Origin of the sequence: Micromonospora sicca, assembly GCF_003172935.1 — a bacterium.
GTDB lineage: Bacteria > Actinomycetota > Actinomycetes > Mycobacteriales > Micromonosporaceae > Micromonospora > Micromonospora sicca.
Genome location: NZ_QGKS01000230.1, coordinates 1 through 21880, shown reverse-complemented (window position 1 = coordinate 21880; position 21880 = coordinate 1). Strand labels below are relative to the sequence as shown.

Here is a 21880-nt window from a genome sequence, read left to right as displayed (position 1 = left end):
TCCGGGGCCGCTCCGGCGGTCCGCGCCGGTCGGACCGGAGCCTTGCCGACGGCACGGACGGCCGGACCCGGGTCGGGTGCGTCCGTAAGGCGGGACGCGGTGGGCACGGCGTTGGCGCGGCCACCTGGCGTGACAGACTGACCGCTGTGTTGCGCTGGCTGACTGCAGGTGAATCGCACGGACCCGCCCTCGTCGCGATGCTGGAGGGGGTGCCCGCCGGGATCGAGCTGACCACCGGGGAGATCGCCGGTGAGCTGGCCCGGCGCCGGCTCGGCTACGGCCGGGGCGCCCGGATGTCGTTCGAGCAGGACGAGGTCGAGATCATCGGTGGGCTCCGGCACGGGGTCACCATCGGCAGTCCGGTGGCGATCCGGGTGGGCAACTCGGAGTGGCCGAAGTGGCGGACCGTGATGGCCGCCGACCCGGTCGACCCGGAGGAACTGGCCGCGCAGGCCCGCAACGCGCCGCTCACCCGGCCGCGGCCCGGACACGCCGACCTGGCCGGCATGCAGAAGTACGGCCACGCCGACGCCCGGCCGATCCTGGAACGGGCCAGCGCCCGGGAGACCGCCGCCCGGGTCGCCGTCGGCACCGTCGCCAAGGCCCTGGTGAAGCAGGCGCTCGGCATCGAGATCGTCTCCCACGTGGTGGAGCTGGGCCCGGTCGCCGCCAAGCCGGGGCTGCGGCCCACCCCCGCAGACGCCGAGCGGATCGACGCCGACCCGCTGCGCTGCCTCGACCCGGAGGCGAGCGCCCGGATGGTCGCCGAGGTCGACGCCGCGAAGAAGGCCGCCGACACCCTCGGCGGCGTAGTCGAGGTGCTGGCGTACGGGGTGCCGCCGGGTCTGGGCAGCCACGTGCAGTGGGACCGCAAGCTCGATGCCCGGCTCGCCACCGCGCTGATGTCCATCCAGGCGATCAAGGGTGTGGAGATCGGCGACGGCTGGCAGCAGGCCCGCTCCCGGGGTTCCGAGGCGCACGACGAGATCATTCCGACCGCCACCGGGGTGCGTCGGGTCACCGACCGGGCCGGCGGCCTGGAGGGCGGCATCACCACCGGCGAGCCGGTGCGGGTGAAGGCGGCAATGAAGCCGATCTCGTCGCTGAACCGGGCGCTGTCCACCGTCGACGTGACCACCGGCGAGCCGGCCACCGCGATCAACCAGCGCTCGGACGTCTGCGCGGTGCCCGCCGCGGCGGTGGTCGCCGAGGCGATGGTCGCCCTGGTGCTCGCCGAGGCGGCGGTGGAGAAGTTCGGCGGCGACTCGATCGCGGAGATGCGCCGCAACCTGGCCGGCTACCTCGACGCGCTGGTGATCCGGTGACCGCGGGGAGCGTGACCCGGTGAACCGGCCGGTCTGCGTGCTGGTCGGGGCGCCCGGCTCCGGCAAGACCACCATCGGTCAGGCCCTCGCCGCCGCGCTGGCCGTCGAGTTCCGGGACACCGACCTCGACATCGAGCAGCTCGCCGGCAAGCCGATCCCGGAGATCTTCGTCGACGAGGGGGAGGACCACTTCCGTACCCTCGAACGGGCGGCGGTGGCGGCGGCGCTGGCCTCGCACGGCGGGGTGCTCGCCCTCGGCGGCGGCGCGATCCTCGCCGAGGAGAACCGCGCCGCGCTGATCGGCCACACCGTGGTGCACCTGTCGGTGGAGCTGCCCGACGCGGTGAAGCGGATCGGCCTGGGCGCCGGGCGACCACTGCTGGCGATCAACCCGCGGGCCACCCTCAAGCACCTGATGGACCAGCGCCGCCCGCTCTACGCCGAGGTGGCCACCGCGACGGTGGTGACCGACGGGCGGACCCCGGAGGAGATCGCCGCCGAGATCGCCGCGCTGCTCAAGCCCTGACCGGCGCGGGCTTGGCGGCACGCTCGGGACGCCAGGAAACCAGGAGCGCAAGGGCGAGCAGGATCTCGGCGAGGTCGCCGCCGTAGTACATGACGGTGGCGGCGTCGCGTAGCTCGTCGCCGGCCGCCGGAACGTCGACGAGCAGGTCGGCGTAGAGGAGCTGGGCGATTGCGGCATGCGCGGCCACGGCAACGCCGAGCACGAGCAGGCGCACGGGAACGCGAGGGCGGTGCGGACCGGGATCGGGGCCGGCTATCGACCAGGCGAAGAGGTAGCCGGCGAGCACGAAGTGCAGGTGCACCAGACCGTGCAGTGCGGGGCTCGTCAGCGTGGCCCGGTAGAGCGGGGTCAGGTACAGCAGGTACAGGCCGCCGGCGGTGAGCAGCAGGCCGGTCACCGGGTGTGCGGCTACCCGGGCAACCGGGTGCCGCAGCAGCCGGACCGCCGCCCGGCCGGCGCGCCGGTCCAGCGTGCGCAGCGCGAGGGTGCCCGGCGCGCCGAGCACCAGGGCCAGTGGTGCCAGCATGCCGAGCAGCAGGTGCTGCCACATGTGCCCGGGCGGGTCGCCCGCGGGCCAGGCCAGCCCGGCCGCGAGCAGCGCCGCGCCGAGACCGAAGCTCGCCGTCCGCCGGTGGTTCCACCCGGGCCGGCCCGCGTCGCCCTGGCGCAGGGCCGCGGCCAGGTAGAGCCAGAACATCCCCAGCGGTACGAGAGCGACGGGCGGGAAGCCGCCGGCGGTGTGTCCGGCGTGGGCCGGGGTCACCGTCGGTCAGCGGCGCAGACGTCGACCGTCCCGGCCCGCCGCTGCACCAGCCAGCCGACCGCGACCAACGCCGCCCCGAGGGCGAGGAAGCCGACATCCCAGGCGGTCTGGTGCGGCCCGGTCCGGACGTGGTGGATGCCGAGCAGGTGGTGGTCCACGATCCCCTCCACCAGGTTGAACAGTCCCCAACCCGTCAGCGCCCAGCCCCACAGCGCGGGGGAGCGCCAGAGCCGGCCCCGGGACCGGGTCACCCGCCCGTAGAGCAACGCCAGTCCGGCCAGCACCGCGACCCAGGTCACCACGTGGAAAAGCCCGTCCCACAGGGTGTTCATCCGCAGCCCCGGCACGGTGTCCACCGGGTACGTCCGGATCCCGACGTGGTCGGTGTCGGTGCTGCTGAGCATGTGGTGCCACTGGAGGACCTGATGCAGCAGGATGCCGTCGACGAACCCGCCCAGCCCGACCCCGAGGATCGTCGCGGCGACCCGGATGTCCGTCCCGTCGATGGTGTGTCGGGCCATCGCCACTACCTCCGCGGTCGGGTCCCTGGCTCGGTGCCCCGGACCTCACCGGTCAAACGTCGCAGCGCCGTGGCGGTCACGGAGTGGACACTCGCCGCCCCGAGACCCCCGGCTCGGCTAGGCTGCCGGCGATGGACGAGGTGACCCGAATCCCGGTCGGCGGCGAACGGCCGTACGACGTGCTGGTGGGACGCGACCTGCTCGACCCGCCGCCGCGACTGCTGCCCGGCGCGAACCGGGTCGCGGTGCTGCACGCCGTACCGCTCAAGGCGCTGGCGGAGTCGCTGGCTGCGCGGGTCCGCGCGGTCGGGGTCGAACCGCTGCTGATCGAGGTGCCCGACGCCGAGGCGGGCAAGCAGATCGACGTCGCCGCCGCCTGTTGGGATCGGCTCGGCGAGGCCGGGTTCACCCGTACCGACGCGGTGGTGGGGGTGGGCGGCGGCGCGGTCACCGACCTGGCCGGCTTCGTGGCGGCCTGCTGGCTGCGCGGGGTGCGCTGGGTGCCGGTCGCGACCTCGCTGCTCGCCATGGTCGACGCGGCGGTGGGCGGCAAGACCGGGGTCAACACCGCCGCCGGCAAGAACCTGGTCGGCGCCTTCCACCCGCCGGCCGGGGTGATCTGCGATCTCGCCACCCTGGACGGCCTGCCCGCGGCCGACCTGGCCGCCGGGATGGCCGAGGTGGTCAAATGCGGTTTCATCGCTGACCCGGTGATCCTCGACCTGGTCGAGCGCGATCCCGCCGCCGCGCTCGACCAGACCGGGCCGGTGACCCGCGAGCTGATCGAGCGGGCGATCCGGGTGAAGGCCGACGTGGTCTCCGGCGACCTGCGCGAGTCCGGGGTACGGGAGGTGCTGAACTACGGGCACACCCTGGCTCACGCGATCGAGAAGGTGGAGGGCTACCGGTGGCGGCACGGGCACGCCGTCGCCGTGGGCCTGGTCTACGCCGCCGCGCTGGCCCGGCTCGCCGGTCGGCTGGACGCGGCGACCGCCGAGCGGCACCGCGCCGTGGTGGCCGCGCTGGGCCTGCCGACCAGCTATCCGGCCGACGCGTGGCCGCGGCTGCTCGCCGCGATGCGGGTCGACAAGAAGGCCCGGGGCAGCACGTTGCGCTTCGTGGTGCTCGACGGGCTGGCCCGGCCGGCGATCCTGGAGGGCCCCGACGACGAGCTGCTGCACGCCGCGTACCGGGAGATCGCCTCGTGAGGGTGTACGTGCTCAACGGCCCGAACCTGGGCCGGCTCGGCACCCGGCAGGTCGACGTCTACGGGGTGACCAGCTACGCCGACCTGGTCGACATGTGCGTGGACGTCGGTCGCGAGCTGGGCCTGGACGTGGTGGTCCGGCAGACCGACGCCGAGCACGAGCTGCTCGGCTGGCTGCACGCGGCGGCCGACGAGGGCGCGCCGGTGGTGCTCAATCCCGCCGCCTGGTCGCACTACTCCCTCGCCGTACGCGACGCCTGTGCGATGCTGCGGGGGCCGCTGGTGGAGGTGCACATCTCCAACATCCACGCCCGCGAGGAGTTCCGGCACCACTCGGTGGTCTCCGCGGTGGCCACCGGGGTGATCTGCGGGCTGGGCGTGGACGGCTACCGCCTCGCCCTGCGGCACGTCGCCACCCGGCTGGCGGCCGCCGACTGAACCGGTAGCGGGGGCGGTCGACGCCGGGTACCCGGGGTGACGTTCGGGCGGGCGGGACCGCGCCGGCGCTGTCGGTTCGACACAGCTAGTAGACTTGCCAGGTCTGTCCGCCAATTGATGATCAAGGCAGGAAATGGCCACCACCAACGAGCTCAAGAACGGCCTCGTACTCAACCTCGACGGGGAGCTCTGGGCCGTCGTCGAGTTCCAGCACGTCAAGCCCGGTAAGGGTGGCGCCTTCGTGCGCACCACGCTGAAGAACGTGCTGTCCGGCAAGGTCGTCGACAAGACCTTCAACGCGGGCACCAAGGTCGAGACCGCGACCGTCGACAAGCGCACCATGCAGTACCTGTACGCCGACGGCGAGGACTACGTCTTCATGGATCTGGAGACGTTCGACCAGATCACCGTCCCCGGCGGCACCGTCGGCGAGGCGGCCAACTACCTCCTGCCGGAGGCCGAGGCGACCGTCGCGACGCACGAGAGTGTCCCGCTCTACATCGAGCTGCCGACCTCCGTCGTGCTCGAGGTCACCTACACCGAGCCGGGTCTGCAGGGCGACCGGTCGACCGGCGGCAACAAGCCGGCCACCGTCGAGACCGGCGCGACCGTGCAGGTGCCGCTCTTCATCACCACCGGCGAGAAGATCAAGGTCGACACCCGCGACGGCCGTTACCTCGGCCGCGCCTGATGGCCGAGGGTCCCAAGCAGCAGATGCCGGCGCGCCGCAAGGCGCGCAAGCGGGCGCTGGACGTGCTCTTCGAGGCGGACCTGCGCGATCGGCCCCCGGTCGAGGTCCTCGCCGGCTACCTCGAGCGGATCGAGAAGCCCCGGCCGGAGCACCTGGGGTACGCGGTCAGCCTGGTCGAAGGGGTCGCCGACCACCTCGACCGGATCGACGAGCTGATCGCCAGCTACGCCGAGGGCTGGACGCTCGACCGGATGCCCGTGGTCGACCGCAACCTCGCCCGGATCGCCGTCTACGAGCTGCTCTACGTCGACGAGATCGACGACGCGGTGGCGATCAGCGAGGCCGTCGAGCTGGCCCGGCAGATGTCGACCGACGACTCGCCGCGCTTCCTCAACGGGGTGCTCGGCCGGATCGCCGAGTACGCCACCCGCTGAGTCGCGGCCGGCGCGCCGCGGCGACCGCACTGATACGACGAAAAGGGCCCGTGCCGGACGGCACGGGCCCTTTCGGTTGCTGCTGCGGGTCAGGACGCGAAGAACGCCCGCGGGTCGGCGACCAGCACACCGTGCTCGGTGAGCCGCTCGATCAGGCCCGACGGCGAGGCGTCGTAGACGATGGCGAGGGCGCGCAGGTCGTCGGCGCGGATGGAGAGCACCCGGCCGTTGTAGTCACCGCGCTGCTGCTGGATGGCTCGGGCGTACCGGGCGACGTAGGCGAGGTCCTCGGAGGCCTCGTCGTAGAGCCGCTCCAGGTCCAGGACGATCTTGCTGGTCGGCTCGTGGCGCACCCCGCTGCCGTCGGGCAGCAGCTCCGCGACGGGAACGCGGTAGAAGTCGGCCAGCTCCGCCAGGCGGGACACGGTGACGGCCCGGTCGCCGCGCTCGTACGAGCCGACCACCACGGCCTTCCACCGCCCGTTCGACTTCTCCTCCACACCCTGCAGGGACAGGCCCTGCTGCTGGCGGATGGAGCGCAGGCGGGCGCCCAGCGACTTGGCGTATTCAGAGGGCATTCGGACACTCCCAGTGCTGCTCGGGGTTCTCCCAGCTATCGCTACGGAGCGTGACGGTACGGGGATTGCGACACCTGGTCAAGTGGTCGTGACATTGCCGTTGGGGGGCACGGGGGGAGTTATCCCCATTTCGCCACCCTGATCCTCGGGTCAGTACCGGCCGCGATCGGCCCGGTGACCGCTGGTAACGTGGCGTGAAGCCCCGGTCCGGGCCGTTCGCGGCCGGGCCGGCAACCCAGACATCCTTTAACGACCCGTCCCGTGAGGCGGGGAAGGAGGTCCGCCGTGGCCTACCCACCGGCTGCCCAGTCGTCGCCGCCGCGACAACCCTCGGTGAAGGTGATCCTCGCCGCCGCCGACGTGTCGCGGGTGGTCGACCGCATCGCCCACCAGATCCTCGAGAAGACCCAGGGCGCCGCCGAGACCGTGCTGCTCGGCATCCCCACCCGGGGGGTACCGCTCGCCCGGCGTCTCGCCGCCCGGATCAGCACCTTCGAGGACGTGACCGTCCCGGTCGGCGTGCTCGACATCACCCTCTACCGCGACGACCTGCGCCGGCACGCCACCCGCGCGGTCGGCCCGACCGAACTGCCGCCCGGCGGGATCGACGGCAAGCGGGTGATCCTCGTCGACGACGTGCTCTTCTCCGGCCGCACCGTGCGGGCCGCCCTGGACGCGCTCAGCGACGTCGGCCGCCCCGCCTCCGTGCAGCTCGCCGTCCTGGTCGACCGCGGCCACCGCGAGCTGCCGATCCGCGCCGACTACGTCGGCAAGAACATCCCCACCGCGCTCGCCGAGAGCGTGAAGGTCACCCTCGCCGAGACCGACGGCGCCGACGAGGTCAAGCTGTACGGAGGTGCGCCCGCATGATCCGGCACCTGCTCTCCGGGGCCGACCTGGACGCGGCCACCGCCACCCAGATCCTGGACACCGCCGCCGAGATGGCCACGGTCGCCGGCCGCGAGGTCAAGAAGCTCCCCGCGCTGCGCGGCCGGACCGTGGTGAACCTCTTCTACGAGGACTCCACCCGGACCCGGATCTCCTTCGAGGCGGCCGCCAAGCGGCTCAGCGCCGACGTGATCAACTTCTCCGCCAAGGGCTCCAGCGTGACCAAGGGCGAGAGCCTGAAGGACACCGCGCTCACCCTCCAGGCGATGGGCGCGGACGCGGTGGTCGTTCGGCACCCCGCCTCCGGAGCCCCGCACCGGCTGGCCAACTGGGTGGACGGGTCGGTGGTCAACGCCGGCGACGGCACCCACGAGCACCCGACCCAGGCGCTGCTCGACGCGTACACCATGCGCTCCCGGCTGGGCCGGCTCGCCGGCCTGCACGTGGCGATCGTCGGCGACGTGCTGCACTCCCGGGTGGCCCGCTCCAACGTGCTGCTGCTCTCCACCCTCGGCGCCAAGGTCACCCTGGTCGGCCCGCCCACCCTCATCCCCGTCGACATTTCGGGGGCGCTCGCGCCGGGCACCGACGTCTCGTACGACCTCGACGCCGTTCTTCCCGGTGTGGACGTGGTGATGATGCTGCGGGTGCAGCGGGAACGGATGAACGACTCCTACTTCCCCTCCGCCCGCGAGTACGCTCGCCGCTACGGGCTGGACGGTCCGCGGATGCGCCGGCTGCCCGGGCACGCGATCGTCATGCACCCCGGCCCGATGAACCGGGGCATGGAGATCACGCCCGAGGTCGCCGACTCGCCCCGCTCCACCATCGTCGAACAGGTCGCCAACGGGGTCTCCGTGCGGATGGCCGTCCTCTACCTGCTGCTCGGAGGGAACAACCGGTGACCGCGTACCTGATCAAGAGCGTGAGCGTGGTCGGCGCGGCGCCGACTGACCTGCTGATTCGCGACGGCGTCGTGGCCGAGACCGGCGCCGGACTGACCGCGCCGGACGCCACGGTGCTGGACGGCACCGGGCTGGTGGCCCTGCCCGGCCTGGTCGACCTGCACACCCACCTGCGCGAGCCGGGCCGGGAGGACGCCGAGACCGTGGAGTCCGGCTCCCGGGCGGCGGCCCTCGGCGGGTACACCGCGGTCTGCGCGATGGCCAACACCTCCCCGGTCGCCGACACCGCCGGCGTGGTCGAGCAGGTCTGGCGGCTCGGCCGGGAGGCCGGCCTGGTCGACGTGCAGCCGATCGGCGCGGTCACCGTCGGCCTGGCCGGCGGGCAGCTCGCCGAGCTGGGCGCGATGGCCGACTCGGCGGCCCGGGTGCGGATCTTCTCCGACGACGGGCACTGCGTCGCCGACCCGAAGCTGATGCGCCGGGCGCTGGAGTACGTCAAGGCGTTTGACGGGGTGATCGCCCAGCACGCGGAGGAGCCGCGGCTCACCGAGGGCGCGCAGATGCACGAGGGCGAGGTCTCCACCCGGCTCGGGCTGACCGGCTGGCCGGCGGTCGCCGAGGAGGCGATCATCGCCCGGGACGTGCTGCTCGCCGAGCACGTCGGCAGCCGGCTGCACGTGTGCCACGTCTCCACCGCCGGCAGCGTGGAGGTGCTCCGGCACGCCAAGGCGCGCGGGGTGAAGGTCACCGCCGAGGTGACCCCGCACCACCTGCTGCTCACCGACGCCAAGGCCGAGACGTACGACCCGGTCTACAAGGTGAACCCGCCGCTGCGTACCGCCACCGACGTCGCCGCGCTCCGCGCCGCGCTGGCCGAGGGCGTGATCGACATCATCGCCACCGACCACGCCCCGCACGCCGTGGAGGACAAGGAGTGCGAGTGGGCGTACGCCCGGCCGGGCATGCTCGGCCTGGAGACGGCCCTCTCCATCGCCCTCGACGTGCTCGGCCCGCAGTGGGACCTGATCGCCGAGCGGATGTCCCGCGCCCCGGCCCGGATCGCGGGCCTGGACGGGCACGGCGCCGACGCGGCCCCCGGCGTGCCGGCCAACCTGACCCTGGTCGACCCGGCCGCCCGCCGCACCATCGAACCGGCGGAGCTGGCCAGTCGCAGTCGCAACACCCCGTACGCCCGGATGACGCTGCCGGGTCGCATCGTGGCGACCTTCCTGCGCGGCGAGCCGACGGTCCTGGACGGAAAGGCAACCAAGTGACCCGCAGACCTTCCGCGATCCTCGTGCTCGAGGACGGCCGGACCTTCCACGGCGAGGCGTACGGCAGCGTCGGGGAGACCTTCGGCGAGGCGGTCTTCAACACCGGCATGACCGGCTACCAGGAGACCCTGACCGACCCGTCCTACCACCGGCAGGTGGTGGTGCAGACCGCCCCGCACATCGGCAACACCGGCGTGAACGACGAGGACGACGAGTCGGGCCGGATCTGGGTCGCCGGCTACGTGGTCCGCGACCCGGTCCGGATCGGCTCCAACTGGCGGGCCACCGGTGGGCTGGAGGACCGGCTGGCCGCCGAGGGCGTGGTCGGCATCAGCGGCGTCGACACCCGGGCGCTGACCCGGCACCTGCGCGAGCGGGGCGCCATGCGGGTGGGCATCTCCAGCGTCGACGACGACCCGCGCGCCCTGCTGGCCCGGGTCCGCCAGTCCCCGCAGATGGTCGGCGCGGACCTCTCCGCCGAGGTGACCACCGAGAAGCCGTACGTGGTCGAGGCGGTCGGCGAGCACCGGTTCACGGTCGCCGCGCTGGACCTGGGCATCAAGCGCAACGTGCCGCGCCGGCTCGCCGCCCGCGGCGTCACCACCCACGTGCTGCCCGCCGGCTCCAGCATCGACGACCTGCTGGCCACCGGCGCCGACGCGGTCTTCTTCTCGCCCGGCCCGGGCGACCCGGCCACCGCCCACGGCCCGGTCGCCCTCGCCAGAGAGGTGCTGCGCCGGCAGGTGCCGCTGTTCGGCATCTGCTTCGGCAGCCAGATCCTCGGCCGGGCGCTCGGCTTCGGCACCTACAAGCTCGGCTACGGCCACCGGGGCATCAACCAGCCGGTGCTCGACCGGGCCACCGGCAAGGTCGAGGTGACCAGCCACAACCACGGCTTCGCCGTCCAGGTCCCGGGCGCGCAGGCCGGGGTGGTGGTCCCCGACGAGGTGATCGAGACCGAGTTCGGCGGCGTCCAGGTGTCGCACGTCTGCCTCAATGACAACGTGGTCGAGGGGCTGCGGGCCAGGGACGTGCCCGCCTTCACCGTCCAGTACCACCCCGAGGCGGCGGCCGGCCCGCACGACGCGGACTACCTCTTCGACCGCTTCGCCGAACTGATCGAGGGTCGCGGCCTCGACCGGAAGCGCAGCGAGGGCCGCGGCCTCGACCGACAGCAGAGTGAAGGCGGCAAGAATGCCTAAGCGGACCGATCTCAAGCACATCCTGGTGATCGGCTCCGGGCCGATCGTGATCGGACAGGCCTGCGAGTTCGACTACTCCGGCACCCAGGCCTGCCGGGTGCTGCGCAGCGAGGGGATCCGGGTCAGCCTGGTCAACTCCAACCCGGCGACGATCATGACCGACCCGGAGTTCGCCGACGCCACCTACATCGAGCCGATCACCCCGGAGTTCGTCGAGCTGGTCATCGCCAAGGAGCGCCCCGACGCGCTGCTGCCCACCCTGGGCGGGCAGACCGCGCTGAACACCGCGGTCGCCCTGCACGAGGCCGGCGTGCTGGAGAAGTACGGCGTGGAGCTGATCGGCGCGAACATCGAGGCGATCAACCGCGGCGAGGACCGGCAGCTGTTCAAGGACATCGTCGCCAAGGCGGGCGTACGGCTCGGTCTGGACGACCCGACCGGCCTGGTGCCCCGCTCGCGGGTCTGCCACTCGATGGCCGAGGTCGAGGCCACCGTCGGCGAGCTGGGCCTGCCGGTGGTCATCCGGCCGTCGTTCACCATGGGCGGCCTGGGGTCCGGCATGGCGCACACGCCCGAGGACCTGGCCCGGATCGCCGGCGCCGGTCTGGCCGCCAGCCCGGTGCACGAGGTGCTCATCGAGGAGAGCGTGCTCGGCTGGAAGGAGTACGAGCTCGAACTGATGCGCGACCGCCATGACAACGTGGTGGTGGTCTGCTCGATCGAGAACGTCGACCCGATGGGCGTGCACACCGGCGACAGCGTCACCGTGGCCCCGGCCATGACGCTCACCGACCGGGAGTACCAGCGCCTGCGCGACCTCGGCATCGCGGTGCTGCGCGAGGTCGGGGTGGACACCGGCGGGTGCAACATCCAGTTCGCGGTCAACCCGGCCGACGGCCGGATCGTCGTGATCGAGATGAACCCCCGGGTGTCCCGTTCCTCGGCGCTCGCCTCGAAGGCCACCGGCTTCCCGATCGCCAAGATCGCCGCGAAGCTGGCCATCGGCTACACCCTCGACGAGATCCCCAACGACATCACCCTGAAGACCCCGGCGGCCTTCGAGCCGACCCTCGACTACGTGGTGGTGAAGATCCCCCGGTTCGCGTTCGAGAAGTTCCCCGGCGCGGACCCGGAGCTGACCACCACGATGAAGTCGGTCGGCGAGGCGATGAGCCTCGGGCGCAACTTCACCGAGGCGCTCAACAAGGCGATGCGGTCGATGGAGACCAAGGGCGCCGGGTTCTGGACCCAGCCCGACCCGGACGGGGCGACGAGGGAGAACACCCTCGCCGCGCTGCGGATGCCGCACGACGGCCGGCTCTACACGGTGGAGCGGGCGCTGCGGCTGGGCGCCTCCGTCGCCGAGGTCGCCGCGGCCTCCGGCGGGATGGACCCCTGGTTCCTGGACCAGATCGCCGGCCTGGTCGAGCTGCGGGCGGAGATCGTGGACGCCCCGGTGCTCGACGCGGAGCTGCTGCGCCGGGCCAAGCGGGCCGGCCTGTCCGACCGGCAGCTCGCCGCGCTCCGCCCGGAGCTGGCCGCCGAGGACGGCGTCCGCACCCTGCGGCACCGGCTCGACGTCCGCCCGGTCTACAAGACGGTGGACACCTGCGCCGCCGAGTTCGAGGCGAGCACGCCGTACCACTACTCGACCTATGACCAGGAGACCGAGGTCGCGCCCTCGGGCCGGCCCAAGGTGCTCATCCTGGGCTCCGGGCCGAACCGGATCGGCCAGGGCATCGAGTTCGACTACTCGTGCGTGCACGCGGTGATGGCGCTGCGCGAGGTGGGCTACGAGACCGTGATGGTCAACTGCAACCCGGAGACCGTCTCCACCGACTACGACACCGCCGACCGGCTCTACTTCGAGCCGCTGACCTTCGAGGACGTGCTGGAGGTCTGGCACGCCGAGGACTCCTCCGGCAGGGCGGCCGGGGGTCCCGGCGTGGTCGGGGTGATCGTGCAGCTCGGCGGGCAGACGCCGCTCGGCCTGGCCCAGCGGCTCAAGGACGCCGGGGTGCCGGTGGTCGGCACCTCCCCGGAGTCGATCCACCTGGCCGAGGAGCGCGGCGCGTTCGGCGCGGTGCTCGCCCGGGCCGGGCTGCGCGCCCCGGCGCACGGCATGGCCACCTCGTACGACGAGGCGAAGGCGATCGCCGACGAGATCGGCTACCCGGTGCTGGTGCGGCCGTCGTACGTGCTCGGCGGGCGGGGCATGGAGATCGTCTACGACGACGCCACGCTGCGCGACTACATCGGCCGGGCCACCGACATCTCCCCGGACCACCCGGTGCTGGTCGACCGGTTCCTCGACGACGCCATCGAGATCGACGTGGACGCGCTGGTCGACGCCGACGGCGAGGTCTACCTCGGCGGCGTGATGGAGCACATCGAGGAGGCCGGCATCCACTCCGGCGACTCGTCCTGCGCGCTGCCGCCGATCACCCTGGCCGGCTCCCACCTGGCCCAGGTGCGCCGCTACACCGAGGCGATCGCCCGGGGCGTGGGCGTGCGCGGCCTGCTCAACGTGCAGTACGCCCTCAAGGACGACATGCTCTACGTGCTGGAGGCGAACCCGCGGGCGTCCCGGACGGTCCCGTTCGTCTCCAAGGCGACCGCCGTGCCGTTGGCGAAGGCGGCGGCCCGGATCGCGCTCGGCGCCACCATCGCCGAGCTGCGCGCCGAGGGCCTGCTCCCGCCGAGCGGGGACGGCGGCGCGATGCCGGCCGACGCCCCGATCGCGGTGAAGGAGGCGGTGCTGCCGTTCAAGCGGTTCCGCACCCCGGCCGGCAAGGGGATCGACTCGCTGCTCGGCCCGGAGATGAAGTCCACCGGCGAGGTGATGGGCATCGACACCAACTTCGGGCATGCCTTCGCCAAGTCGCAGTCCGCCGCGTACGGCTCGCTGCCGACCGCGGGGAAGATCTTCGTCTCGGTGGCCAACCGGGACAAGCGCGGCATGATCTTCCCGATCAAGCGGCTGGCCGACCTGGGCTTCGAGATCGTCGCGACCACCGGCACCGCCGAGGTGCTGCGCCGGCACGGCATCGCCTGCGAGCAGATCCGCAAGCACTACGAGGCCGGCGAGGGCGAGGACGCGGTCTCGATGATCCTCGGCGGCGACGTGGCCCTGGTGGTCAACACGCCGCAGGGCTCCGGCGCCAGCGCCCGCTCCGACGGTTACGAGATCCGCAGCGCCGCGGTGACCGCGGACATCCCCTGCATCACCACGGTCCCCGGCGCGGCGGCGGCGGTGATGGGCATCGAGGCCCGGATCCGGGGCGACATGCGGGTCCGCCCTCTCCAGGAGCTGCACGCCGCCCTGCGGGCCCGGCAGTGATCTTCGAGCGGGTGGTGCGCCCGCAGCTGTTCCGGATCGGCGGCGGCGACGCGGAGCGGGCGCACGAGTGGACGCTGCACCGGCTGGCGGGGCTGTCCCGCCGACCGGCGGCCCTCGCGGCGCTGCGCGCGCGGTACGCCGTGGCCGCGCCGCGGACGGTGTTCGGGGTGGACTTCCCGAACCCGGTCGGGTTGGCCGCGGGGATGGACAAGGATGGCCGGGCGCTGCCGGCCTGGCCGGCGCTCGGCTTCGGCTTCGTCGAGGTCGGCACGGTCACCGCGCACGCCCAGCCGGGCAACCCCCGGCCCCGGCTGTTCCGGCTCCGGGACAGCGAGGCGGTGGTGAACCGGATGGGGTTCAACAACGCCGGCGCCGCGGCCCTGGCCGACCGGCTGGCCGCGTTGCCCCGCCCGATCGGCGTACCGCTGGGCATCTCGCTCGGTAAGTCCAAGGTGACGCCGCTGGACGCGGCGGTCGAGGACTACCTGGCCTCGTACCGGGCGCTGCGGGAGCACGGCGACTACTTCGCCGTCAACGTCTCCTCGCCGAACACCCCAGGGCTGCGGGCGCTCCAGGACAGATCCCACCTGGACGCGCTGCTGGCGGCGCTGGTGGGGGAGAAGCCGGTGCTGGTGAAGATCGCGCCGGACCTCACGGAGCCGGCCATCGCGGAGCTGCTGGAGGTCTGCCTGGACCGGGGCGCGGCCGGGGTGATCGCCACCAACACCACCCTGGCCCGGGACGGGCTCGCTCCGGCCGACCGGGAGCGCGGCGCGGAGACCGGGGGCCTCTCCGGCCGTCCGCTGGCCGGACGCGCCCGCGAGGTGGTCGCCTTCGTGCACCGGGAGACCGGCGGCTGGCTGCCGGTGATCGGCGTCGGCGGCATCGTCGACCCGGACGACGCGGCCCGGATGTTCGACGCCGGAGCCAGCCTCGTCCAGCTCTACACCGGATTCATCTACCGCGGCCCCGCCCTGGTCCGCCGTGCCGCCCGCGTGGCGTCCGGCACGGCGGCGGCACCGGCCGGCCACTCGTGAACCAGGGCCGGGCGACGTTCCCCGGCACTCCCTTTGCTCTGCTTCACCCGGCGCAACGGCCAACGTCCGATATCCGGACAACCGGTGTTGCCGTCGCTGCAGCAGAGCAAAGCGGGTGCGGGAGCATGGTCCGTCCGGTGCGCACCCGCGCGAGGAGATGAAGGAGACCCCATGACGCCTGAGGAGATCCTCGCGGCCGATCGGGCCCACGTCTGGCACCCGTACGCGGCGCTGCCGCCGGCCAGCCCGCCCCACCTGGTGGCGAGCGCGGCGGGCGTCCGGCTGCGGCTGGCCGACGGCCGGGAGCTGGTCGACGGGATGTCGTCGTGGTGGGCGGCGATCCACGGCTACCGCCACCCGGTGCTCGACGCGGCGGTCACCGACCAGCTCGGCCGGATGAGCCACGTGATGTTCGGCGGGCTCACCCACGAGCCCGCGGTGCGGCTGGCCGGCACCCTGGTCGAGCTGGCCCCCGAGGGCCTGGAACACGTCTTCCTGGCCGACTCCGGCTCGGTCAGCGTCGAGGTCGCGGTGAAGATGTGCCTGCAGTACCAGCGGGCCACCGGCCGGCCGGAACGCCGCCGGCTGGGCACCTGGCGGGGCGGTTACCACGGCGACACGTTCCACCCGATGAGCGTCTGCGACCCCGAGGGCGGCATGCACCACCTGTGGGGGGACGTGCTGCCCCGGCAGGTCTTCGCGCCGGTGCCGCCGGGTGGCTTCGACACCCCGCCGGACCCGGCGTACGAGCAGGCCCTGGTCGACGCGGTGGAACGGCACGCCGACGAGCTGGCGGCGGTGATCGTGGAGCCGGTGGTCCAGGGCGCCGGCGGGATGCGCTTCCACCACCCGCACTACCTGCGGGTGCTGCGCGAGGTGACCCGGGCGCACGGCATCCTGCTCATCTTCGACGAGATCGCCACCGGCTTCGGCCGCACCGGCACGATGTTCGCCGCCGAGCACGCCGGCGTCGCCCCGGACGTGCTCTGCGTCGGCAAGGCGCTCACCGGCGGTTACCTGACCCTGGCCGCCGCCCTCTGCACGCCCGAGATCGCCCGGGGCATCTCGGCGGGCGGGGTGCTGGCGCACGGTCCCACCTTCATGGGCAACCCCCTCGCCTGCGCGGTCGCCAACGCCTCGCTGGACCTGCTGCGGGCCGGGGACTGGGCCGCGCGGGTGGCGGGAATCCAGGACGGGCTGCGGGCCGGGCTGGAGCCGCTGCGCGACGCGCCGGGGGTGGCGGACGTGCGGGTGCTGGGGGCGATCGGCGTGGTCCAGCTCGACCACGAGGTGGACCTGACCCGGGCGACCGCGGCCGCGGTGGCGCAGGGGGTGTGGCTGCGCCCGTTCCGCGACCTGGTCTACACCATGCCGCCGTACGTCACCGACGACGCGGACGTGGCGCGGATCGTCAGCGGCGTCGAGGCGGCGGTCAAGGCCGGCTGAGGCGGCCCGGGGGAGCGGGCCTACGCCCGCCCCGCCGCCCGGCCGGAGGCCGGCCGGCGACGAGGAGCGGCGGACTTCCGCCGCCGTACGACCACCGCGGCGTGGCGCCGCGCGAGGGAGAGGGAGAGTGGCGATGGAGAGCTTCGGCGCCCGCCTGCACCGGGCCGTGGCCGAGCGGGGACCGCTCTGCGTGGGGATCGACCCGCATCCGGGTCTGCTGGCGCGCTGGGGGCTGTCCGACGACGTCGACGGGCTCGACCGGTTCGCCCGGACCGCGGTCGAGGCGCTCGGTGACCGGATTGCGGTGGTCAAGCCCCAGTCGGCCTTCTTCGAGCGGTTCGGCGCCCGGGGTGTCGAAATTCTTGAGTCAACTATCCGACAGTTGCGCGATGCGGGCTCGCTCGTTCTGCTCGACGTCAAGCGTGGCGACATCGGCTCGACGGTCAGCGCGTACGCCTCGGCCTACCTCGATCCGTCAAGCCCGCTGTGTGTCGACGCGCTCACGGCCAGCCCCTATCTCGGGGTCGGATCGCTCGCGCCGATGTTCGAGCTGGCCGCCGCGCACGGGGGCGGCGTATTCGTCCTGGCGCTCACCTCCAACCCGGAGGGCGCGGCGGTGCAACGCGCCGTCACGGCCGACGGGCGGACCGTCGCGCAGACCGTGATCGACGAGATTTCCCAGCTCAACAGGGGTGCCGAGCCGCTCGGCAGCTTCGGTCTGGTGGTCGGCGCGACGATCGGCGACACCGGCCACGACCTCTCCGGGGTGAACGGTCCGCTGCTCGCGCCGGGGCTCGGCGCCCAGGGTGGCACCGCGGCCGACCTGCGGACCGTGTTCGGCGCCAGCCTGCCGTCGGTGCTGCCCTCGTACTCCCGTGAGGTCCTGTCCGCGGGACCGGACGTGGCCGCCCTGCGGGCCGCCGCGGACCGGGTCCTGGCCGACTGCCGGGCCGCGCTGGCCACCTCCTGACTGACTGACGGCTCGGTCACTTTGCGCTGATCCTGGCGCGCCCACGTTGCCGAAAACGCCGTTGACCGCTAGTTTTCCCCGCGCTGGGAACCACGGACCCCTTTGGTTGCCAGCGACACCACGTTTCACAGATGCGGCGGTGCGCCCCGCCCGTCGCGATAGGGACCTGAGGAGAACTGGTGCCGCTCCCGTCACTGACCCCCGAGCAGCGCGCTGCCGCGCTGGAGAAGGCCGCGGAGATCCGCAAGGCCCGTGCTGAGCTGAAGGAGCAGCTCAAGCAGGGCAAGACCACCCTCGCCACCGTCCTCGAGCGGGCTGAGTCCGACGACGTCGTGGGCAAGCTCAAGGTTTCGGCCGTCCTGCAGGCGATGCCGGGCATCGGCAAGATCCGGGCCACCCAGATCATGGAGAAGCTCAAGATCGCCGACAGCCGCCGACTGCGTGGCCTGGGCGAGCAGCAGCGCAAGGCTCTGCTTGGAGAGTTCGCCGCCAACTGAACGCCGCAACGTGTAGAAACAAGCGGTGAGCACGGATGACGAGGCGCGCCCGGCGGCTCGGCTCACTGTCCTGGCCGGACCTTCGGGGGCCGGCACGGAGAGTGTCGTCGAGCTGGTCCGGGCGCGTTTCCCGTCCGCCTGGGTGCCCGTGGTGGCCACCACCCGGCCGCCCGGCGCGGGCGAGCTGGACGGCGTCGACCGGCTCTTCCTCGCCCCGGCCGAGTTCGAGCGGATGATCGCCGGGGACGAACTGCTGGAGTGGAGCCGGATCGGGCCCTACCGGCGCGGGGTCCCGCGCGCGGGGATCCGCTCCCGGCTGGCCGCCGGCCTCCCCGTGCTGCTCCCGCTGGACCTGCCCGGCGCGCTCGCCGTCCGGGCCGTCGCGTCGGACGCGCAGCTGGTGCTCCTCGCCCCGCCCGGGTACCGGCCGGACCCCGCCGTGACGGCGGCCTTCCCGCACGCCGTGACGCACGACCGTACTGAGCGCGCGGCCGACGAGCTGGTAGGCTTGCTCGGTTCTTCCTTCCTGGCTCCGGCCCAACCGCGCCCGAGCGGTTGAGAGACCACCGCTTCCGTGCGGTGCTTAAGACGCAGAGGTTAATTCGTGGGATCCATCGCCAACCCCGAAGGCATCACCAACCCGCCGATCGACGAGCTCCTCGAGAAGACGACCTCGAAGTACGCGCTGGTGATCTTCGCCGCCAAGCGCGCGCGCCAGGTCAACGCCTACTACAGCCAACTCGGTGAGGGCCTGCTGGAGTACGTCGGCCCGCTCGTGGAGACCACCCCGCAGGAGAAGCCGCTGTCGATCGCCATGCGCGAGATCAACGCGGGCCTGCTCACCGCCGAGCCGACCGACCAGCCGTAAGCCCGCCCGCGTCGATGTCCGCCGAGATCGTCCTCGGGGTCGGCGGTGGCATCGCCGCCTACAAGGCGTGTGAGCTGCTCCGGCTCTTCACCGAGTCGGGTCATCACGTCCGGGTCGTGCCGACCGCGTCGGCGCTCCGCTTCGTCGGGGCGCCGACCTGGGCCGCGCTCTCCGGTCGGCCGGTCGCCGACGACGTCTGGTCCGACGTGCACGAGGTGCCGCACGTCCGCCTCGGTCAGCACGCCGACCTGGTCGTGGTCGCGCCCGCCACGGCCGACCTGCTCGCCAAGGCCGCCCACGGGCTCGCCGACGACCTGCTCACCAACACCCTGCTGACCGCCCGCTGCCCGGTCCTGCTCGCCCCGGCGATGCACACCGAGATGTGGGAACACCCCGCCACCGTCGCCAACGTCGCGACCCTGCGGTCCCGGGGCGTCCGGGTGATCGAGCCCGCCGTCGGGCGGCTCACCGGCGTCGACACCGGCAAGGGCCGGCTGCCCGACCCGGCGGAGATCTTCGCCGTCGCCCGCCGCGCCCTCGCCCGAGGGGTCTCCGCCCCGGCCGACCTGGCCGGCCGGCACGTGGTGGTCACCGCCGGCGGCACCCGCGAGCCGCTCGACCCGGTCCGGTTCCTCGGCAACCGCTCCTCCGGCAAGCAGGGGTACGCCTTCGCCCGCGCGGCGGTGGCCCGCGGCGCCCGGGTCACCCTGATCTCGGCCAACGTCTCGCTCGCCGACCCGGCCGGCGCCGACCTGGTCCGGGTGGGCACCACCGAGGAGCTGCGCAAGGCGACCCTGGAGGCCGCGGCCGGCGCGGACGCCGTGGTGATGGCCGCCGCTCCCGCCGATTTCCGTCCCGCGACGTACGCGCCTGGCAAAATCAAGAAGACGGACGACGGCAGCGCGCCGACGATCGAGCTGGTCACCAACCCGGACATCGCCGCCGAGCTGGGTCGTCGCCGTCGACCCGAACAGGTGCTGGTGGTGTTCGCCGCCGAGACCGGCGACGCCGAGGCCAACGGCCGGGCCAAGCTGGCCCGCAAGCGGGCGGACCTTATCGTCATCAACGAGGTCGGCCCGGACAAGGTCTTCGGCGCCGAGACCAACGCGGCGACCGTCATCGGCGCGGACGGCTCGGTGGCCCGGCTGCCCGAGCGGTCCAAGGAGGACCTGGCCGACGACGTCTGGGATCTGGTGGTGGCCCGACTGCCCCGTCGGTCCTGAACACTGGTCACCTTCGCATTGCCTGAGTCACCCTCGAGGCACGGTGACTAAACTGCCGCGGAGCGACCGTTCAAGAGTTTTCACATGCTTAGGAGTGCCGTGACACGTCTCTTCACGTCCGAATCGGTCACGGAAGGCCACCCGGACAAGATCGCCGACCAGATCAGCGACGGCATTCTGGACGCCCTGCTCGGCCAGGACCCGCACAGCCGGGTCGCGGTCGAGACCATGATCACCACCGGCCAGGTGCACGTCGCCGGTGAGGTCACCACCAAGGCGTACGCCGACATCCCGACCATCGTGCGGGACACCATCCTGGAGATCGGCTACGACTCGTCGAAGAAGGGCTTCGACGGTGCCTCCTGCGGCGTGAGCGTGTCCATCGGCGCCCAGTCGCCGGACATCGCCCAGGGCGTCGACAACGCCTTCGAGCTGCGTACCGGCTCGTCGGAGAGCGCGCTGGACGCGCAGGGCGCCGGCGACCAGGGCATGATGTTCGGCTTCGCCTGCTCGGAGACGCCCGAGCTGATGCCCCTGCCGATCGCGCTCGCGCACCGGCTGGCCCGCCGGCTCGCCGCGGTCCGCAAGGACGGCACCATCCCGTACCTGCGGCCGGACGGCAAGACCCAGGTGACCATCGAGTACGACGGACTGCGCCCGGTCCGGCTGGACACCGTGGTGGTCTCCAGCCAGCACGCCGCCGACATCTCGCTGGAGTCGCTGCTCACCCCCGACGTGCGCGACCACGTCATCGCCCCCGAGCTGGAGAGCCTCGGGCTGGACACCGAGGGCTACCGGCTGCTGGTCAACCCGACGGGGCGGTTCGAGATCGGCGGCCCGATGGGCGACGCCGGCCTCACCGGCCGGAAGATCATCGTCGACACCTACGGCGGGTACGCCCGGCACGGCGGCGGCGCCTTCTCCGGCAAGGACCCGTCCAAGGTGGACCGCTCGGCCGCGTACGCCATGCGGTGGGTGGCCAAGAACGTGGTCGCCGCCGGCCTGGCCGAGCGCTGCGAGGCGCAGGTCGCGTACGCGATCGGCAAGGCCCACCCGGTCAGCCTCTTCATCGAGACCTTCGGCACCGAGACCGTGCCGGTCGCCTCGATCGAGAAGGCCGTCGCCGAGGTCTTCGACCTGCGCCCGGCCGCGATCATCCGGGACCTCAACCTGCTCCGCCCGATCTACCAGCAGACCGCCGCGTACGGCCACTTCGGCCGCGAGTTGCCGGACCTGACCTGGGAGAGCACCGACCGGGCCGCCGACCTCAAGTCGGCCGCGGGAGCCTGACCGGCACCAGGCGCAGCGACCGGCGACCCGCGCAGCGGTCGCCGGTCGCTCGTGTCTGCGTGGACGTGCCCCTGGCCCACCTGGACCGCCCCTTCGACTACCTGGTCCCGGCCGAGCTGGACGCCGAGGCGGTCCCCGGCGTCCGGGTCAAGGTGCGCTTCGCCGGCCAGCTCGTCGACGGCTGGCTGCTGGAGCGGGCCGACGCCTCCGACCACCCCCGGTTGGCGTACCTGGAGAAGGTCGTCTCACCGGTGCCGGTGCTCGCGCCGGAGGTCGCCCGGCTGGCCCGGGCGGTGGCCGACCGGTACGCCGGCAGCCTCGCCGACGTGCTCCGCCTCGCCGTGCCGCCCCGGCACGCCCGCGTCGAGAAGGAATCCGAGCCGGCACCGCCGTCGGCCGACCCGGTCCCGCCCGCTGACCCGGCCCCGCCCGGCGACCCCGCCCCGGCCGGTGCGAC

23 protein-coding genes are annotated in these 21880 nt (G+C 73.0%); 20 read left to right on the top strand and 3 right to left on the bottom strand.

All coding sequences use genetic code 11. From position 1 onward, the window contains the following. The first annotated feature begins 146 nt into the window (after positions 1 to 146). Together aroC and DKT69_RS16080 are read left to right on the top strand one after the other, a co-directional pair. A complete protein-coding gene (aroC, locus tag DKT69_RS16085; protein ID WP_109802363.1) occupies positions 147 to 1325 on the top strand; it encodes a chorismate synthase in 1179 nt (392 codons plus the stop codon). Between the two features lie 19 nt (positions 1326 to 1344). After that, a complete protein-coding gene (locus DKT69_RS16080; protein ID WP_109802362.1) occupies positions 1345 to 1851 on the top strand; it encodes a shikimate kinase in 507 nt (168 codons plus the stop codon). Here the strand turns inward: DKT69_RS16080 and DKT69_RS16075 are convergent. Further along, entirely contained in the window at positions 1841 to 2614 is a 774-nt protein-coding gene (locus tag DKT69_RS16075) for a cytochrome c oxidase assembly protein (protein ID WP_109802361.1), read from the bottom strand. The genes DKT69_RS16080 and DKT69_RS16075 overlap by 11 nt on opposite strands. Continuing rightward, positions 2611 to 3135, bottom strand: coding sequence for a DUF2243 domain-containing protein (locus DKT69_RS16070; protein WP_109802360.1), 525 nt, complete (start codon positions 3133 to 3135; stop codon positions 2611 to 2613). Before DKT69_RS16070 ends, DKT69_RS16075 begins: the two co-directional genes overlap by 4 nt. Positions 3136 to 3266: 131 nt before the next feature. On the opposite strand from DKT69_RS16070, the gene aroB reads away from it, so the two are divergent. The 4 genes from aroB (at position 3267) to nusB (ending at position 5905) form a co-directional block, all read left to right on the top strand. After that, a complete protein-coding gene (gene aroB, locus DKT69_RS16065) occupies positions 3267 to 4343 on the top strand; it encodes a 3-dehydroquinate synthase (protein WP_109802359.1) in 1077 nt (358 codons plus the stop codon). Beyond that, entirely contained in the window at positions 4340 to 4780 is a 441-nt protein-coding gene (gene aroQ / locus DKT69_RS16060; protein ID WP_109802358.1) for a type II 3-dehydroquinate dehydratase, read from the top strand. The genes aroB and aroQ overlap by 4 nt, the downstream gene beginning before the upstream one ends. Positions 4781 to 4913: 133 nt before the next feature. Next, positions 4914 to 5471: an elongation factor P gene (efp, locus tag DKT69_RS16055; protein WP_109802357.1), complete on the top strand. Its 558-nt coding sequence runs from the start codon at positions 4914 to 4916 to the stop codon at positions 5469 to 5471. A gap of 23 nt (positions 5472 to 5494) precedes the next feature. Then, entirely contained in the window at positions 5495 to 5905 is a 411-nt protein-coding gene (gene nusB / locus DKT69_RS16050; RefSeq protein WP_201749689.1) for a transcription antitermination factor NusB, read from the top strand. 89 nt (positions 5906 to 5994) lie between these two features. On the opposite strand, the gene bldD is transcribed toward nusB, so the two are convergent. Further along, positions 5995 to 6483, bottom strand: coding sequence for a transcriptional regulator BldD (gene bldD / locus DKT69_RS16045; RefSeq protein ID WP_109802355.1), 489 nt, complete (start codon positions 6481 to 6483; stop codon positions 5995 to 5997). Positions 6484 to 6768: 285 nt separating this feature from the next. Here bldD and pyrR point away from each other — a divergent pair, with 285 nt between their 5' ends. The 14 genes from pyrR to DKT69_RS15975 all read left to right on the top strand — a co-directional run. Beyond that, positions 6769 to 7353, top strand: a complete 585-nt coding sequence (gene pyrR, locus DKT69_RS16040) for a bifunctional pyr operon transcriptional regulator/uracil phosphoribosyltransferase PyrR (RefSeq protein ID WP_109802354.1) — start codon at positions 6769 to 6771, stop codon at positions 7351 to 7353. After that, a complete protein-coding gene (locus tag DKT69_RS16035) occupies positions 7350 to 8276 on the top strand; it encodes an aspartate carbamoyltransferase catalytic subunit (protein WP_109802353.1) in 927 nt (308 codons plus the stop codon). The genes pyrR and DKT69_RS16035 overlap by 4 nt, the downstream gene beginning before the upstream one ends. Next, entirely contained in the window at positions 8273 to 9550 is a 1278-nt protein-coding gene (locus DKT69_RS16030) for a dihydroorotase (RefSeq protein ID WP_109802352.1), read from the top strand. Before DKT69_RS16035 ends, DKT69_RS16030 begins: the two co-directional genes overlap by 4 nt. Next, the gene (gene carA / locus DKT69_RS16025) at positions 9547 to 10752 is read left to right on the top strand and encodes a glutamine-hydrolyzing carbamoyl-phosphate synthase small subunit (RefSeq protein ID WP_109802351.1); all 1206 of its coding nucleotides are present in this window, start codon (positions 9547 to 9549) and stop codon (positions 10750 to 10752) included. Before DKT69_RS16030 ends, carA begins: the two co-directional genes overlap by 4 nt. After that, positions 10745 to 14092 (top strand): carbamoyl-phosphate synthase large subunit, encoded by a 3348-nt coding sequence (gene carB / locus DKT69_RS16020; RefSeq protein WP_109802350.1) that lies wholly within the window; start codon positions 10745 to 10747, stop codon positions 14090 to 14092. Before carA ends, carB begins: the two co-directional genes overlap by 8 nt. Further along, entirely contained in the window at positions 14089 to 15129 is a 1041-nt protein-coding gene (locus tag DKT69_RS16015) for a quinone-dependent dihydroorotate dehydrogenase (protein WP_109802349.1), read from the top strand. Before carB ends, DKT69_RS16015 begins: the two co-directional genes overlap by 4 nt. Before the next feature lie 171 nt (positions 15130 to 15300). Further along, positions 15301 to 16575 carry an adenosylmethionine--8-amino-7-oxononanoate transaminase gene (locus DKT69_RS16010; RefSeq protein WP_109802348.1) on the top strand — a complete coding sequence of 425 codons (1275 nt, stop codon included), beginning with the start codon at positions 15301 to 15303 and terminating at the stop codon, positions 16573 to 16575. 133 nt (positions 16576 to 16708) lie between these two features. After that, entirely contained in the window at positions 16709 to 17545 is an 837-nt protein-coding gene (gene pyrF / locus DKT69_RS16005) for an orotidine-5'-phosphate decarboxylase (RefSeq protein WP_109802347.1), read from the top strand. Positions 17546 to 17724: 179 nt separating this feature from the next. Then, positions 17725 to 18042 carry an integration host factor, actinobacterial type gene (gene mihF / locus DKT69_RS16000; protein ID WP_013285515.1) on the top strand — a complete coding sequence of 106 codons (318 nt, stop codon included), beginning with the start codon at positions 17725 to 17727 and terminating at the stop codon, positions 18040 to 18042. A 25-nt stretch (positions 18043 to 18067) separates the two neighbouring features. Then, positions 18068 to 18601, top strand: a complete 534-nt coding sequence (locus DKT69_RS15995; RefSeq protein ID WP_109802346.1) for a nucleoside/nucleotide kinase family protein — start codon at positions 18068 to 18070, stop codon at positions 18599 to 18601. A gap of 45 nt (positions 18602 to 18646) precedes the next feature. Next, positions 18647 to 18910, top strand: a complete 264-nt coding sequence (gene rpoZ, locus DKT69_RS15990) for a DNA-directed RNA polymerase subunit omega (RefSeq protein WP_007075826.1) — start codon at positions 18647 to 18649, stop codon at positions 18908 to 18910. A gap of 14 nt (positions 18911 to 18924) precedes the next feature. After that, positions 18925 to 20133, top strand: a complete 1209-nt coding sequence (gene coaBC, locus DKT69_RS15985; RefSeq protein WP_109802345.1) for a bifunctional phosphopantothenoylcysteine decarboxylase/phosphopantothenate--cysteine ligase CoaBC — start codon at positions 18925 to 18927, stop codon at positions 20131 to 20133. 99 nt (positions 20134 to 20232) lie between these two features. Then, complete coding sequence (gene metK / locus DKT69_RS15980; RefSeq protein ID WP_236647951.1) at positions 20233 to 21423, top strand: methionine adenosyltransferase; 1191 nt, start codon at positions 20233 to 20235, stop codon at positions 21421 to 21423. A 59-nt stretch (positions 21424 to 21482) separates the two neighbouring features. Continuing rightward, positions 21483 to 21880 (top strand): primosomal protein N' family DNA-binding protein (locus DKT69_RS15975; RefSeq protein WP_497529399.1); only part of this gene is annotated, 398 nt, incomplete at its 3' end.

Excerpts from the sequence above, each read along its gene's own strand:
- DKT69_RS16070 (WP_109802360.1), bottom strand. The coding sequence starts at position 3,135 with ATGGCCCGACACACCATCGACGGGACGGACATCCGGGTCGCCGCGACG.
- coaBC (WP_109802345.1), top strand. The coding sequence starts at position 18,925 with ATGTCCGCCGAGATCGTCCTCGGGGTCGGCGGTGGCATCGCCGCCTAC.
- carB (WP_109802350.1), top strand. The coding sequence starts at position 10,745 with ATGCCTAAGCGGACCGATCTCAAGCACATCCTGGTGATCGGCTCCGGG.
- DKT69_RS16010 (WP_109802348.1), top strand. The coding sequence starts at position 15,301 with ATGACGCCTGAGGAGATCCTCGCGGCCGATCGGGCCCACGTCTGGCAC.
- DKT69_RS16035 (WP_109802353.1), top strand. The coding sequence starts at position 7,350 with ATGATCCGGCACCTGCTCTCCGGGGCCGACCTGGACGCGGCCACCGCC.
- nusB (WP_201749689.1), top strand. The coding sequence starts at position 5,495 with ATGCCGGCGCGCCGCAAGGCGCGCAAGCGGGCGCTGGACGTGCTCTTC.
- bldD (WP_109802355.1), bottom strand. The coding sequence starts at position 6,483 with ATGCCCTCTGAATACGCCAAGTCGCTGGGCGCCCGCCTGCGCTCCATC.
- pyrF (WP_109802347.1), top strand. The coding sequence starts at position 16,709 with ATGGAGAGCTTCGGCGCCCGCCTGCACCGGGCCGTGGCCGAGCGGGGA.
- efp (WP_109802357.1), top strand. The coding sequence starts at position 4,914 with ATGGCCACCACCAACGAGCTCAAGAACGGCCTCGTACTCAACCTCGAC.
- aroB (WP_109802359.1), top strand. The coding sequence starts at position 3,267 with ATGGACGAGGTGACCCGAATCCCGGTCGGCGGCGAACGGCCGTACGAC.